Source organism: Thalassospira sp. ABL2_045 (genome assembly GCF_056161285.1).
Genome location: NZ_JBSWYV010000002.1, coordinates 289,223 through 303,904, shown reverse-complemented (window position 1 = coordinate 303,904; position 14,682 = coordinate 289,223). Strand labels below are relative to the sequence as shown.

Annotated in this window: 15 protein-coding genes; 7 read left to right on the top strand and 8 right to left on the bottom strand. The window is 56.1% G+C overall.

Translation table 11 applies throughout. The annotated features are described in order from the left end of the window. Positions 1-14 precede the first annotated feature (14 nt). From ACXAIA_RS05590 to ACXAIA_RS05570, 5 genes are all read left to right on the top strand, one after another. The gene (locus ACXAIA_RS05590) at positions 15-686 is read left to right on the top strand and encodes an amino acid ABC transporter permease (protein WP_475346648.1); all 672 of its coding nucleotides are present in this window, start codon (positions 15-17) and stop codon (positions 684-686) included. After that, positions 679-1,332 carry an amino acid ABC transporter permease gene (locus tag ACXAIA_RS05585; protein ID WP_475346647.1) on the top strand — a complete coding sequence of 218 codons (654 nt, stop codon included), beginning with the start codon at positions 679-681 and terminating at the stop codon, positions 1,330-1,332. The genes ACXAIA_RS05590 and ACXAIA_RS05585 overlap by 8 nt, the downstream gene beginning before the upstream one ends. Then, a complete protein-coding gene (locus ACXAIA_RS05580; RefSeq protein WP_475348470.1) occupies positions 1,319-2,047 on the top strand; it encodes an amino acid ABC transporter ATP-binding protein in 729 nt (242 codons plus the stop codon). Before ACXAIA_RS05585 ends, ACXAIA_RS05580 begins: the two co-directional genes overlap by 14 nt. A 111-nt stretch (positions 2,048-2,158) precedes the next feature. After that, positions 2,159-3,403 (top strand): MFS transporter, encoded by a 1,245-nt coding sequence (locus ACXAIA_RS05575; RefSeq protein WP_475348469.1) that lies wholly within the window; start codon positions 2,159-2,161, stop codon positions 3,401-3,403. A 38-nt stretch (positions 3,404-3,441) separates the two neighbouring features. Then, positions 3,442-3,915 (top strand): YaiI/YqxD family protein, encoded by a 474-nt coding sequence (locus ACXAIA_RS05570; RefSeq protein ID WP_475348468.1) that lies wholly within the window; start codon positions 3,442-3,444, stop codon positions 3,913-3,915. Positions 3,916-4,085: 170 nt separating this feature from the next. Here the strand turns inward: ACXAIA_RS05570 and ACXAIA_RS05565 are convergent, their stop codons facing one another. The 6 genes from ACXAIA_RS05565 to ACXAIA_RS05540 form a co-directional block, all read right to left on the bottom strand. Continuing rightward, complete coding sequence (locus ACXAIA_RS05565; RefSeq protein WP_475348467.1) at positions 4,086-5,543, bottom strand: aldehyde dehydrogenase; 1,458 nt, start codon at positions 5,541-5,543, stop codon at positions 4,086-4,088. Positions 5,544-5,595: 52 nt separating this feature from the next. After that, on the bottom strand, positions 5,596-6,312 hold the full coding sequence (locus ACXAIA_RS05560) for an ABC transporter ATP-binding protein (RefSeq protein WP_475348466.1): 717 nt from the start codon (positions 6,310-6,312) through the stop codon (positions 5,596-5,598). Then, entirely contained in the window at positions 6,305-7,039 is a 735-nt protein-coding gene (locus ACXAIA_RS05555; protein ID WP_475348465.1) for an ABC transporter ATP-binding protein, read from the bottom strand. The genes ACXAIA_RS05560 and ACXAIA_RS05555 overlap by 8 nt, the downstream gene beginning before the upstream one ends. Beyond that, positions 7,036-8,010 (bottom strand): branched-chain amino acid ABC transporter permease, encoded by a 975-nt coding sequence (locus tag ACXAIA_RS05550; RefSeq protein ID WP_475348464.1) that lies wholly within the window; start codon positions 8,008-8,010, stop codon positions 7,036-7,038. Before ACXAIA_RS05550 ends, ACXAIA_RS05555 begins: the two co-directional genes overlap by 4 nt. After that, on the bottom strand, positions 8,007-8,879 hold the full coding sequence (locus ACXAIA_RS05545) for a branched-chain amino acid ABC transporter permease (RefSeq protein ID WP_475348463.1): 873 nt from the start codon (positions 8,877-8,879) through the stop codon (positions 8,007-8,009). The genes ACXAIA_RS05550 and ACXAIA_RS05545 overlap by 4 nt, the downstream gene beginning before the upstream one ends. A gap of 78 nt (positions 8,880-8,957) precedes the next feature. After that, the gene (locus ACXAIA_RS05540; protein WP_475348462.1) at positions 8,958-10,175 is read right to left on the bottom strand and encodes an amino acid ABC transporter substrate-binding protein; all 1,218 of its coding nucleotides are present in this window, start codon (positions 10,173-10,175) and stop codon (positions 8,958-8,960) included. Positions 10,176-10,757: 582 nt separating this feature from the next. Between ACXAIA_RS05540 and ACXAIA_RS05535 the strand changes: the two genes are divergently transcribed. Beyond that, on the top strand, positions 10,758-11,747 hold the full coding sequence (locus ACXAIA_RS05535) for a helix-turn-helix domain-containing protein (protein ID WP_475348461.1): 990 nt from the start codon (positions 10,758-10,760) through the stop codon (positions 11,745-11,747). Positions 11,748-11,881: 134 nt separating this feature from the next. Continuing rightward, positions 11,882-12,742 (top strand): DUF3750 domain-containing protein, encoded by an 861-nt coding sequence (locus ACXAIA_RS05530; RefSeq protein ID WP_475348460.1) that lies wholly within the window; start codon positions 11,882-11,884, stop codon positions 12,740-12,742. A gap of 84 nt (positions 12,743-12,826) precedes the next feature. Here ACXAIA_RS05530 and zigA read toward each other — a convergent pair whose 3' ends face one another. Both zigA and ACXAIA_RS05520 read right to left on the bottom strand, forming a co-directional pair. After that, complete coding sequence (gene zigA / locus ACXAIA_RS05525) at positions 12,827-14,041, bottom strand: zinc metallochaperone GTPase ZigA (RefSeq protein WP_475348459.1); 1,215 nt, start codon at positions 14,039-14,041, stop codon at positions 12,827-12,829. Between the two features lie 117 nt (positions 14,042-14,158). Continuing rightward, on the bottom strand, positions 14,159-14,674 hold the full coding sequence (locus ACXAIA_RS05520; protein ID WP_475348458.1) for a TspO/MBR family protein: 516 nt from the start codon (positions 14,672-14,674) through the stop codon (positions 14,159-14,161). Positions 14,675-14,682: the final 8 nt, after the last annotated feature.

Genomic DNA, 14,682 nt, shown 5'->3' with positions numbered 1-14,682 from the left:
ATCGTTGCAGATCAATGGCATATGAATTTGACTTCGGCGCAATTGTGCCGCACTGGAAGCTGCTGTTTGACGGAGTAATCCTGACGACGGAATTAACCGTGATCGGTGCGGTCGTTGGCGTCGGTTTCGGGATCATGGGGGCGTGGGCGCGTGCGTCGCGCGCCCCGGTGATCAGCCAGATTGTTGGCATCTATGTCGAACTGATCCGCAACACCCCGTTTCTGGTTCAGCTGTTTTTCATTTTCTTTGGGTTGCCCGCTCTTGGGGTGAAGCTGACCGAGTTTCAGGCGGCCCTCCTTGCCATGATTGTCAATCTTGGCGCCTACTCGACCGAAATTATTCGGGCAGGGATCCAAGCGGTCCCGCAAGGGCAGATTGAGGCTGCGCAAAGTCTTGCCATGAACAGGCTGCAGATTTTCCGCTATGTCGTGATCCTGCCTGCACTCAAAAAAATCTGGCCTGCACTTTCAAGCCAGATCGTTATCGTGATGCTCGGTTCGTCAGTGTGTTCGCAGATTGCGGCTGAGGAGCTGACTTTTGGTGCCAACTATATCCAGGCCATCAATTTCCGCGCTTTTGAAGTCTATTTTGTCGTTACCGGTTTGTATCTGGTGATGTCGATCCTGCTTCGGATGGGGTTGAAGGTACTGGGGAATTACCTGTTCGAACGGCGGCGTCATGTCTGAATTTACCCTGTGGGATATTGTTTATAATCTTTTGCTGGCCGGGCGCTGGACGGTTTTGCTCTCGCTAACAGCCTTTGTGCTGGGCGGGCTGGTTGGTCTTGTTCTTTTGATGATCCAGACAGCGGGAAATCCGTGGTTGGTGCGGCTGGTGCGCGGCTATGTCGAGCTGTTTCAGGGTACCCCGCTTTTGATGCAGTTGTTCATTGTGTTCTTTGGATTGCCCCTGATCGGATTGGATGTGTCGCCTTGGGTCGCAGCAACCCTCGGATTGACACTGTTTACCAGTGCGTTTCTGGCTGAAATCTGGCGGGGATGTGTTGAATCGATCGGGCGTGGCCAATGGGAGGCATCGGCAAGCCTTGGCATGAACTTCACCCAGCAGATGCGCTATATCGTCCTGCCACAGGCCATGCGTATTGCCATTCCGCCGACGGTCGGGTTCTCGGTTCAGGTGGTCAAGGGAACGGCTGTTGCCTCCATCATCGGGTTTGTCGAGCTGACAAAGGCCGGAACGATGATCACCAACGCAACCTATGCACCCTTTACGGTCTATGGCTGTGTCGCGTTGATGTATTTCCTGATCTGCTATCCGCTATCGCTTTTTGCCCGCCATCTTGAAGGAAAGTTCCGCCATGTCGCTCGTTGAACTGCATGCTATTTACAAAAGCTTTGGCGAACTGGAAGTCCTTAAAGGTATCGATCTTACCATTGATGAAGGGCAGGTGATTGCCCTGATCGGAAAAAGCGGATCGGGGAAAAGCACCCTTTTGCGGACCATCAACGGTCTTGAGCAGATCGACAGCGGCATGATTATGGTTGGCGGAAACAAGATCAGTGAACGTGATGCCGATCTTCTGGCCTTGCGTCTTCAGGTCGGAATGGTGTTTCAGCAGTTCAATCTGTTTCCCCACTATACCGCCCTTGAAAATGTGATGCTTTCCCCGCAGGTCGTGAAAAAGCAATCCAAGGCGGAGGCCAAGGAAATTGCCGAGGAAATGCTGGCCAAGGTAGGGCTGTCCGACAAGATGATGCATTATCCCGATCAGCTTTCAGGCGGGCAGCAGCAGCGTGTTGCAATTGCCCGTGCTCTTGCCATGAAACCAAAGGTGCTGCTGTGTGACGAGGTGACCTCCGCCCTTGATCCGGAGCTGGTCAATGAGGTGCTGGCGGTTGTTCGAAAACTTGCCGAGGAGGGCATGACCCTTGTCATGGTGACCCATGAAATGCGTTTTGCCCGTGAAGTCTGTGACAAGCTCGTCTTCATGCATCAGGGCCGCATCCACGAAACCGGCGACCCGGAAGAAGTCTTTTCAAATCCCAAGACATCAGAGCTTGCAAGCTTTGTTGGTGGTCTTGCGTAATCCCGACCATGTCGAATTCGTGACATCTTCATCCTGATGTCTGGAATCATTTACTGTTTTGGGACTTGCTTGTAGAACCGTTTCATCAACCCCTTGGGAAAGAAACGGTTTATGAGCCACCCCGCCCATCACGAAAAGTCTGATACTCCAGTTGGTTCCGCCAAGGGTGCGATTGCGCTTCTGGATCGGTATCCGTTTCTGGTGCTGGGCTTGCTTCTGATGGGGGCGTTTACCTCAAGCGGGGCGGTGCCGTTGGCCGGGCTTTACGTGGTTGAAGGCCTTGGGGAGCCGCCATGGAAGCTTAGCATGGTGATGATCGTTCAGGTCAGTGTGACGCTGCTTGCCAACCGGACGTTCGGGCGGGCGATTGATCGTGGGGTTCCGGTCAAGATTTTGCTGGTGATCAGCATCCTGTGTTTCACCGCGGGCATGGCGATCCTTGGGACGTTTCAGGTTTACTGGGTTTATCTGGTGATTGTCTCGGTCCTGCTTGGGGTTGGGGCCGGTGCGCTTTCGGTGATGTATAGTTTCGGGCGGTTATTTGCCGAGCAGACCGGGCGTGATGTCGTCAAGTTTAATGGCTTTTTACGTATGCAGACCTCGCTTGGCTGGATGGTCGGGCCGGCGGCATCGCTTTCATTCTATGGGGCGTTCGGGTTCTCGGCGACCTATTACACCATTGCCGGGTTGGCGGTGATCTGGTTTGTGATTTGTTTGCTAACCGTGCCCAATGCTTTCAAGACCCATCATCCTGACAGTCTGGCACAGGGTGGGAAGGTGCCGCTGAATGTCGGGCTTTTGCTGGCCTGCGTGCCGGTGTTTTTCATTGGGGCGGCCAATGTGGTGTTTGTTTCGGCCATGCCACTTTATTTCTCGACCGAGCTTGGCTTGATGGCGTCTTCGGCGGGCTTTGCGCTGACCGTGAAGTGCTTTGTCGAGGTTGTCGTGATCTATTTCTGTGCGTCGCTGATTAAACGCACGGGGGAGCGCAAGGGCATGCTGATCGCAGCCCTTTTGGGGGCTGTGTTCTTTGGCCTGATTTATCAGGCGAGCACACTTTTTGATGTGCTGGCACTCGCCGCCCTTGATGGCATCTATTACGGCATCTTTGCCGGAATCAGCATGACATTCGTTCAGAATTTCGCCACCGACCAGCCCGGTGTCGCTACCAGCTATTATGTCAGCACGCTGTTTGTGGGCGGGCTAATCGGGAACCTTCTGACCGGGGTAGTTGCCAGTGCGTTTGACTTCCAGACGACCGTCTTGATGGCCTGTGGTTTTGCCTTTGTCGGGGCGGTGGTTCTGGCGATGATGCGCGATGCCAAAACATCTGCGACCGCGCAGCTGGGTTCATGATTGCTTGACTTTGATCGCGTCCCATTGATGATCGGGACATGAACGAAAATACTGAAAACTCCCGCCCACGTTTGCTGGTTGATGCCGATGCCTGCCCGGTCAAGGCAGAATGCGAACGTGTGGCCGAGCGTCACCGGATCGAGATGATCCTGGTGTCCAATGGCGGCATTCGCCCGTCGCGCAATCCGCTGATCAAGATCGTGATTGTGCCGCCGGAACCCGATGCCGCCGATGACTGGATTGCTGAGAATGCGCGCGCACGCGATGTAATTGTCACCAACGACATTCCACTGGCATCGCGTGGGATTGAGATCGGTGCGCGGGTGTTGAAAGCCAATGGGCAGGAATTTACCGAAGCCAATATCGGCAATGCGCTGGCGGGCCGCGAAATCGCCGCCCATATGCGCGAAGTGACTGGCGAGCAGGGGCGCAATGCGTCCTTTACCCAGAAAGACCGGTCGAAATTTTCAAGTGCGCTTGAAGTCTTGATACAGGCCGTTCTGCGCGGCTGATCACCCCGCCATAAAAGAGCAGGCCGCCAGATGACGCATCTGACGGCCCGCACACAGGTCCTGATTTGGTGAGGGAACAGTTCTCACGAAATCAGGCTTCCCCCCTGCGTATGCTTTGATAACGGAAAGGCCCGACGGATGTTCCGCGCGGGCCAATCGCGTCTGTCGACTTAGAACGGGTAGTGACGCTTGCCGCTCTGGATCGTGATCCAGCGCATTTCGGTGAATTCATCAATCGATGCCTGGGAACCAAAGCGCCCGTAGCCCGATGATTTCACGCCACCGAAAGGCATTTGTGCCTCGTCCTGCACGGTCGGGCTGTTGATGTGGCAAATGCCGCTTTCGATGCGTTTGGCAACTTCCATCGCGCGCGGGATGTTGGTCGAGAAGACGGCAGAGGACAGGCCATATTCGCTGTCATTGGCGATCCGGACAGCCTCGTCCTCGTCACCGGCACGGATGACGACACAGATCGGGCCAAAGCTTTCCTCGGAATAGATCTTCATGGCTGGGGTGACGTGGTCAAGCAGGATCGCATCCATCAAAACACCGTCCTTGGCCTTGCCGGAACCGGCAACCAGTTTTGCGCCCTTGGAAACGGCATCTTCGACCAGTTCTTCGATGCGATTAACCGCCTCGATGCTGACAACACCGCCCAAGATATGATCAGCCTTGGCCGGATCGCCGGCGGTCAAGGTGTTGGCCTTGGCGGCCAATTTGGCGACAAAGTCATCGGCAACCGCGGTATCGACGATCAGGCGTTCGGTCGACATGCAAATCTGGCCCTGGTTCATATAGGCACCAAAGGCCGCACCGTTAACTGCTTCATCAAGATCGGCATCATCGAGAACAAGGAACGGCGCCTTGCCGCCCAGTTCCAGCAGAACCGGTTTGAGGTGCTCGGCACCCAGTTTGGCGATGATGCGGCCCACACGGGTCGACCCGGTAAAGTTGATGCGGCGCACGGCCGGGTGGGCGATCAGGGTTTCAACGATTTCCGGCGCATCTTCCGGTGCGTTGGTGACAACATTGACGACACCTTCCGGTGCGCCGGCCTCGACCAGGCAATCACCGATCAGACGATGCAGGGCCGGGCACAGTTCGGATGCCTTTAGAACCACGGTGTTACCGCACGCAAGCGGCATCGCAATCGCGCGTGTGCCAAGGATCACCGGTGCGTTCCACGGCGCAATGCCCAAAACCACACCAACCGGCTGGCGAATGCCCATGGCCATCAGGCCCGGTGTGTCGGACGGGATCAGGTCACCCTGAATCTGCGTCGTCATGCCACCGGCTTCGCGCAGCATGTTGGCAGCAAGATGGGCGTTGAAACCACCCCACATGCGCGTGCTTCCGGTTTCATTAAGCACCAGCTGACCGAACTGATCGCCCTTGGCTTCCATGATGTCGGCAGCCTTAAGCAGAACCTTGCGGCGCGCACCCGGACCCATTTTGGACCATTCCGGAAAGGCTGCGGCGGCGGCATCGGCAGCCTTGCGCGCATCTGCCGCGTTGGCTGCGGCCGCAACGGTTGCAACTTCGCCGGTGACCGGGTTCTTGCGTTCAAAGGTGCGGTTGTTGGACGCATTGACGTCCTGATTATCGATCAACAATTTCGTGTCGTTCATGACGTTTCTCCTGACTTTCTTGTGGTTTGCTGTGTGGTGGCGAAAGGCTGCATCACGCAGCCCCAAGGCCAAGGAAGGCCTTTTGCACAGCCGGGTCGGATTGCAGGGCCTTGGCACTATCTTGCCCGGTAATGGCCCCGTTTTCGATCAGATAACCCCGATCTGATATGGCAAGGGACTGATGGGCGTTCTGTTCGACCAGAAGCACACCAACCCCGGTTTTACGAATGGCCGCAAGGGCTTTGAACAAGTCCCCGGTCATGATCGGCGACAAGCCAAGGGATGGCTCATCCAGCAGAAGAATATCCGGATTGGACATCAGTGCGCGGCCAATGGCCACCATCTGCTGTTCACCGCCACTCATGGTGCGGGCCGCCTGATCAAGCCGTTCTGCCAGTTTGGGGAAAAGATCAATCACGCGTTCAAGGTTTTGCTTTTCAGCCGTCCGTGCGCGTTTGGCAAAGGCACCAAGGGCGAGGTTTTCACGCACCGTCAGTTCGCCGAAAATGCCGCGCCCTTCCGGCACAAGGGCAAGCCCGGCTTCGACAATCTTGTGCGCGGAAAGTTCGGTCAACTCACTGCCAGAAAGATTGATGCGGGTATCGTCATGGGCGGTTACCAGACCGGCACAGGCCTTAAGCAGGCTGCTTTTACCGGCACCATTGGCACCGAGCATGACAACGATCTCGCCACGATCAACGGTAACGTCGACTTCGCGAAGGGCGGCGTGCTTGCCATAGGAGACGGAGAGTTTTTTGATATCAAGCATGGCTGTCTCCCAGATAGGCGCGCACGACTTCCGGATCGGAAAGAACTTCGTCTGGTGTGCCATCGGCAATCTTGGCCCCGGCATTCATCACCACACATCGATCACATAGGCTTCGGATCGCATCCATAACATGTTCAACCATGATGATGGTAAGCCCTTCGTTCTTGAGCTTGCGCACAAGGGCAATGCCATCCTGAAGTTCGGACGGGTTTAGCCCGGCGAGCCATTCATCAAGCAAAAGAAGCTTGGGCTGAAGGGCAAGCGCACGCCCCAGTTCAAGGCGTTTCTGATCGATATAGGTCAGATCGCCCGCCGGGGTATGGGCCTGTTTGGCAAGACCGATACGATCAAGCAATTCAAGGGCGGCTGCGTGCGCAGCATCGCCCCAAAGCGGCTTGGTGCGATAGGCAAGACCTGCTTCGATGTTTTCCACGCAATCAAGATCGGGCAGGACACGCACGAGCTGGAAGGTGCGGGCAATGCCGGAATGGCTGATCTTGTGGGCAGGCAGGTTGGTGATGTCCTTGCCGCTGATGACAACCTTGCCGTCATTGGACTGAAGGGCGCCTGAGATCAGGTTCATCACCGTGGTCTTGCCCGATCCGTTCGGGCCAAGCAGGCCAAGAATTTCGCCCTGATGGACATCGAACTGCATCTGATTGACGGCAATCAACCCGCCAAAGGCTTTGTGCAGGCCTGAGATCGACAGAAGGATTTCGGTATTCATGCTGCGTTCCCCCCGGGTTCGGCGTTTTGATCGGTTGCAAGCACGCGCTTTTTCGGGGCGCGGTACTTTTCATACAATCCGACAACCCCGCCGGGCAGAAGATAGACAATCACCATGAACACACAGCCAAGCAGGATGCTGAAATGGTTCGGGAAGCTTGCGGTCAGGACCTCAAACAGAAGAGTCAGCGGAATAACCCCCAGAAGCGGACCGAGCAAGCGACGCGGACCGCCCAGAAGTGCCATGATGACAACCTGGAACGACAGCATCGGGTTAAAGGCAATCACCGGATCGATATAGGTCCAGCGCGGGGCCATGATGGCGCCGGTCAGTGTCATGAACAAGGCAGACAGAACAAACAGCGCAACTTTCACACGGGTGACATCAATCCCGCAATGCTTGGCGACTGTTTCGTCCTCGCCAATGATGCGAAGGGCAAAGCCAAGGCGAGATCGGCCCAGAATGAACCCGGTCAGCAGCAGGACCGCAAACAGGGCAAGCAGCTGCCAGTAAATGTCGTTCTGGGTGATATCAAGAAAGACATAGCGCCCCATTTCGCGGGTAACGTTGACTTCGTACCAACTGACCACCTGACGGACCAGTTCGGTCAGGCCAAAGGTAAAGATCACGAAATACACACCCGCCAGACGCAGCGTGGAAAAGCCAACCAGAAGGGCAATCACCGTCCCGGCCAATCCGGCACAAATAAGCACCAACGGGAACGGCAGGACTTCGCCCAGAACCGCGACCGTGTAGGCCCCGATGCCAAAGAACACGACAGTGGCAAGCGAGATATAGCGCGTCGGGCCGGAGAACATCGACCATGCGGTTGCAAGAACCGCAAAGCTGACGACACTGATCGCAAGCGACATGTAGTAGCTGTCAACGAGGCTCGGCAGGAAGGCAAGGGCCGCAAAAATCACCGCACCAAGCCCCACGGGCTTGATGAAATCGGGTTTAAGCATGCTCATGACGCGGCCCTCCCGAACAGGCCGGATGGTTTGATCAGCAGCACCAGCAGGAAGATCACATAGGTCACCGCAATGGTCAGGCCCGGGTCGATATATGTCGCAACCAGACTTTCCGCGACACCCAGGATGAGGCCTGCAATCAGCGCGCCCAGCATGTTACCAAGCCCGCCCATGATCACAACGATGAGCGCCTTCATGGTAAAGACAACCCCCATCGAGGTTGAGAAGGTCAAAAACATGCTGACCAGAACGCCCCCGACGGCCGCCATCGCACCGCCAAGAGCAAAGGCAAAGCAGGATGCGAAATTGACATCAATCGCGACCAGGCGCGCCGAGGTCGGATCAGCCGCAACTGCACGGAGTGCAGTGCCCATGCGGGTGCGCGTCAGGATCAGATAGAAACCAAGTCCGATGACAACCGCAAAGCCAAGGGCAACAAGCCGATTGGCGGCAATCGTCGCGCCAAAGATATCGACGGCGTTATTGAGAAAATCGTAGCTGTAATAATTGCCACCAAACCAGACCAGCAGCACACCCTGAACGATGAACAGCAGGCCAAAGGTGGCCAGGATGCTGTCGACTTCAAGCATGCCGCGGTTCTTTGCGCGTGCGACCAGCGGGGTCAGCAGGATGCGATAAATCACCCAGTTCAGCGCAAAGCTTGCGGGAATGATGATCAACAGACCGACAAGCGGGTTGATGCCAAGCGAGGTCATGAAAACAAAGGCAATAAAGGACGCGACAATCACCAGCTCGCCATAGGCAAGGTTCATGATGCGCGAAACACCATATTGCAGGGTCAGGCCCATGGCGACGAGGGCATACATCCCGCCAAGGGTAATCCCGGAAAAGACTGCGTAGCTAAACATTCACTTCATCCAAAAGGGGCGTCGGGGTTCCCGGGAGTTTGGGTGGGTGAGGAACCCCGACGTCCTTATGTGGCGCGCTTACTGCGCAGCCTTCCATTCAGGTTTCGGGAAGACGAGCTCGGCTGCACCTTCCATGTCGGTCGGGGCAAGGCCGACAAACTTGCCATCCTGCCACTGACCAACCTGCCAGAAGGTCTGGTCTCCCGGCTTGTAGGTACCAAGGATGGTGTCAAAGCCGCCTTTGGCCAGTTCGGCATTGATGGCTTCGCGGTCGGTCGTGCCAGCACGCTCGATGGCCTGCTGCAGGGACTGAAGCGTCGCCCAGTTGACGATGGATGCCCAACGGTCTGGCTCACGTTCTGCGAATTCAACGTGGCGTTTGATGTAATCGCCGATTTTCGGATCATCCTCGCTCGCACCGCCAAGGCTGACGACGCCTTCGGCATTGTCACCAAACCGGTTTTTATAAAGCGGGAAGGCGGTGCCGACACCGGCATAGAAGACCTTGGGGTTGAAGCCCAGAACACGGGACTGTTCGGTCAGGCCAAGAGTGCCCGGCGGGTAGGAAAAGGCGACAAAGGTATCCGCACCAAGGGCCTTTATGTCATTGACGATGGTTGCCAGATCCTGCGAGCCCAGCGGATAGGTCTTGTCGTACACAAGATCAAAGTCACGATCTTCAAGCGCTTCGCGACCGGCCTTGGAAAGCTCGATGCCAAAACCATCGGCAACCGCGATCATTGCAACCTTGTCATTGATCTTGCCTTCGGCTTTCAGGCCCTCAAGGAACTTGGCCAACTCAACGGCATATTGTTCACCAGTACCCAGCAGCCAGTATGAATTCGTCCAGCGCTTGGCGAGTTGCGGCGCCTTGTCGGTCACGGCCGTGCCAGCGAGATGGGCATAGCCCGCGCGATCCAGGATCGGTGCCACGGCAAGGTTAAGGCCCGTGCCCCAGGGTGAGAGGATAAAATCAACCTTGTCCTGGTTGATCAGGCGTTCAATCGCGCGCACCGCTTCTTCGGAGCTTGAGCGATCATCATATTCAACGACCTCGATGGGGAGTTTCTTGTCACCGACCTGAAGGCCGCCAGCATCGTTGATTTCCTTTACCCACATTTCATAGTTGGGGATGGTGCTGGTTGCCACACCCGGGGCGGCCGGGCCGGTTTTCGAGATGGCATAACCGATACGATATGTGTCCTGGGCGTTGGCCCCAAACAGCGTCGCGGTGCTCATGACAGCGGTGGTTGCCGCAGCAATGGTCGCGAGGCGCAGTTTTGCTGAGATTTGCATGCTATTCCTCCTGATCTCTTTGCAGAGACGGTTTTCCCGTTTGCGCGTATTTTCAGGAGTTTAGGCAAAGATACTCTGTTATTTACTTCGTGATATGAAGTAAATCTCCGGCGTAACCTCCCGCCCATTAGTTCGCATGTGCAAAATAATGGGAACGCATTCTTTATGTGTATTGTTGTTTTTGACGGTTTCTTTGACCGCCATCCTAGTAAGCGATGGAACGGTTCCAATGTAAAGACGGCGAAATTGACAATTTAAGACGAAAAATTGTATTTTTATGCGTCAAGGGTCAGGGCCTGTTAATTTGATTAGAATGGCAGAGCTTATATTTGTGAAATCCAAGGAAAATGCCGCCGAGCGGGTTGGTATCCCGTGCAAGGGATTTGACGCAGGAGTTTGCAAATATAAGCTCTGTCCTTCGGATCGCTCAGATTTGCACGGGCTACGTCGTCGCAAAGCCTTGAAAGATTAATATCTTCCTGCGGCTGTGCTTCTAGTATCCGCACAAATCTGAGCGACCATTCAAACCAAATTAACAGGTCCTGACCCTGACCATTTGGAATATATGCGCGACAAAAAGGCATGCCTGATCAACTTCCCCGTCAAATTCCGGTCTCAAGCCCGGTTACGCGTTCGGAAACACTTGCCGACAACCCGTTCGAGGATCTGCTGCCCGTCACGACACAGGCGGTGATGGATCGCTTTGATCATCCCTTGTCGGTTCAGTCCTGGGTGATGAATGATCCCGGCCGCCGTGATCGGTGTTATGCCGTGCTGTTGCTTGGGGGGCGGGCCGAGATCGGCTTGCGGCAGGGGACGATTACCTGCAAGGCCCCAGCGCTTGTCTGGTTGCCGCTTGGCGAAACGCAACGCTTTCGTGTTACGGCGGGCAGTGACGGGTATTTGCTGTCGGTTGCGGATGATCTGGTGGCGCGCCATTGCGGGGATGGCAGTGGGATGGCTGGTGGAACGCCGGCCGGGGGTGGCTTGCCGCTTCGCTTTGCGGCCGACACGGTGCATAACGTGACCCCGGCTGAGGATAGCGGAAACCTGCTGCTCCTCTCTCGCAGCTTTGAGGCGATCCGGGCGGAGCTGATGCAAAATGCACTTGGGGCCAGTCTTGTGGTGGGTGCGCATCTTCAGATCATTCTGACCATGGTGCTACGTCTGGCCGAAGGCGTGATGGCCCAGCGTGACAAACATGGTCCGGGCTCGATCACGTTTCAGCGGTTTTTGCAGGTGCTTGAACTGCATTTTCGCGAACACTGGAATGTGGCCGATTACGCAACTGCGCTTGGGGTCAGTGAACGGCGTTTGGGATCAGCTGTTTTGCGCGCGACCGGCAAGCCGCCACTCACCATCATCCATGAACGCGTATTGCGCGAAGCCTGCATGCGCCTTGAACAGTCACCGCTGGGTGTTGCACAGATTGCCTATGGCCTGGGGTTCCGCGACCCGGCTTATTTCAGCCGGTTTTTCAAACGCTATATGGGCGAGGCGCCTGGGGCCTACCGCCGGCTCAGGCGTGCGGCGGAACGGGTGCGCGACGATACCTTTGCCGCCTGGCCCTAAGTCCGGGCTGGTCGCAATCGTTTGGTGTTACCTTCATCACCTTTTTGAGGGGATGGGCGCATTCCCCACAGGATAAAAGATTGCATTGCCTTTTTTTGATCCTACTTCTTTGCTTTAACCGGACGCATACTGCGTTGCAAAATCAGATTGGATTGATCGTGCGTAAAGGCAAAACCCTGTTTCTTGGTCTTCTGGCCGTTCTTGTCCTGCCGTTTGGCATCAGCCTGGCAGAGGACCCGCCGGGTGAGAAAAACAAGGAACGTTATACGTGGCGTAATGCGCCGCGCCATTCGGCAGGGATAGCCCCCGATGCAGAAGCCAACCGCGATCAGGCGATTGTCATGGTGATGGCGGCCGATACGTTTGGCTGGCGCAGCTATTTTGCGGTGCATCCGTGGATCATTTACAAACGTGCCGGTGAGACCCGCTATACCCGCTATGACGTGGTTGGCTGGGGCAGCGGCAATGTGGTGCGACAGAACTACGCGATCCCCGATGGTCTCTGGTATGGCTCGGAGCCGAAACTGATGGCTGATCATCGCGGTGAAGCGGCCGAAAAGCTGATCCCCGAAATCGAAGAGGCCATCAAATCCTATCCGTTCCCGCGCGAATACCGCAGCTATCCGGGGCCGAACAGCAATACCTTCATTGCCCATATCGGTCGTGAAGTGCCGGGATTGAACCTTGATATGCCGGCCAATGCGATCGGCAAGGATTATCGTCCGATCACCAATCCGGTCGGACTGTCATCCAGCGGGCAGGGTGTTCAGGCCAACCTTCTGGGGGTGCTTGGCATGTCGCTTGGTCTGGAAGAAGGGATCGAGCTGAACCTGCTTGGCCTTAATTTCGGGATTGATTTCAACCGCCCGGCCTTGCGCCTGCCGTCTATCGGTCGGCTTGGCATGGACAGTGTTGCGCAGGTCAAGGCCGACGAAGTGGCAAACGATGACGCCAAAGCCGAAAGCGCAGAAGCGGGCCTTGAACCGAGCAGCTAACGACACAGCACACTGATCCGATCCAGCAGTCAGAAGCAGAAAACGCCACCCCGAAAGGTGGCGTTTTTGTTTAGGGCATCCTGATCAGGCAGCCTGACCCCAGCGTGGGAACGGATCGGCAAGATCGGCATAGCGTTCGGGATCAAAGCGTACCGACAGGCCGTCTGTGTCTTCGTCAATCAGGCAATCCGACAGACGGGCACGCAAGGCGGCCTCATTCATGTCCTGCCCGATAAAGACGATTTCCTGTCGACGGTCGGCAAAGACCGGATCCCATTTCGACAGAACCATGTCGCGCCATGCCGGATTGTCGGGCCATCTGTCGCGCGGAACCGCACACCACCAGGTGCCGAGTGCCTCGGTCTTGACCGCCGCACCGGCCTGACTGATTTCACCGACCCAGTTCGGGCGGGTGGCCAACCAGAAATGCCCCTTTGCCCGCAACACACCCGGCCATTCGCTGTTGATGAAGGCGTGAAACCGTTCGGGGTGGAACGGCAGGGAGGTTCGGAAGGTGAAGCTTTTTATCCCGTATTCCTCGGTCTCGGGCACGTGATCGGCAAAGCCATAAAGCTCCTTGGCCCACAGCGGATGGCTTTGGGCGCGATCAAAATCAAAGCGGCCTGTATTCAGGATCTTTTCGGGGACAACGATGCTGTTGCTGGTCTCAATCACCTCGGCATCGGTATTGAGCGCCTTGATGATGGCAAGAACCGATTTGCGTTCGTCATCGGAAATCAGATCCAGTTTGTTCATGACGATGACATCGGCGAACTCGATCTGGTCGACCAGCAAATCGACAATGCTGCGATTATCCGCATCCCCCAGGCTTTCGCCCCGGTCAGTCAGCATGTCGGTGGAGCTGTAATCGGCAATCATGCGCGCGGCATCGACCACGGTGACCATGGTATCAAGCTTGGCAATGTCACCCAGCGACTGACCATCCTCATCGCGGAAATCAAAGGTTGCCGCGACGGGTAGGGGTTCGGAAATGCCGGTGGATTCAATAAGCAGGTAGTCAAACCGGTCCTGTTCGGCGAGGCGGCGGACTTCGGCCAGAAGGTCATCGCGCAGCGTGCAGCAGATGCAGCCATTGGTCATCTCGACCAGTTTTTCATCGGTCTGGGAAAGTTCCGACCCGCCATTGCGCACAAGGTCAGCGTCAATATTGACCTCGCTCATATCATTGACGATCACGGCGACCCGCAATCCACGGCGGTTGTTCAGGATGTGGTTCAGAAGGGTGGTCTTGCCGGCCCCCAAAAAGCCGGACAGGACCGTAACGGGAAGGCGTTTCATCAATCGACCTCGGTTGGATATCGGGATAAATGTTATGTTATAACGTAACATTTATCGATCAAGGGTGAAGAACGCAATCAAAAATTCGACTCCCGATGAAGGCCGTGTGATCCGGCCTTAACTGTTCAGGTGCAAGATGGCGGCATTCAGAAGTGTGGCGAACCCGACCCAGGCGACATAGGGCAGTAACAGTATCCCGGCGAAGCGATCCAACCGGAAGAAGACAATCGTGTTGATCAGGATCATGACAAGCAGCGCGATGACATCAATCAGGCCGAGTAATGGTGACTGCGCCCCAAAGAACAGGAATGACCAGGCCAGATTAAGCGCCAATTGCGCGCCATAAATGCCAAAGGCCAATTTTGTCTGGGCAAACCCGTTGGTCAGCCAGACGCGCCAGCCGCTAAAGGCGATCATGAAATAAATGATGGTCCAGACCGGCGCGAACAGCCAGTTGGGCGGATTGAAAAACGGCTTGTTCAGCGTCGCATACCAGTCATTAACACTGGTGGCTGTCACCGCCCCGCCAAAGGCCGAAATGATCAGGCACAACACCATAAACGCAATCAGGGCAAATACCCGGGTGCGATGATTGGAGCGCGGGTTTGTGGTTTGCTGTGTCGTCTCGGTCATGGGGACCC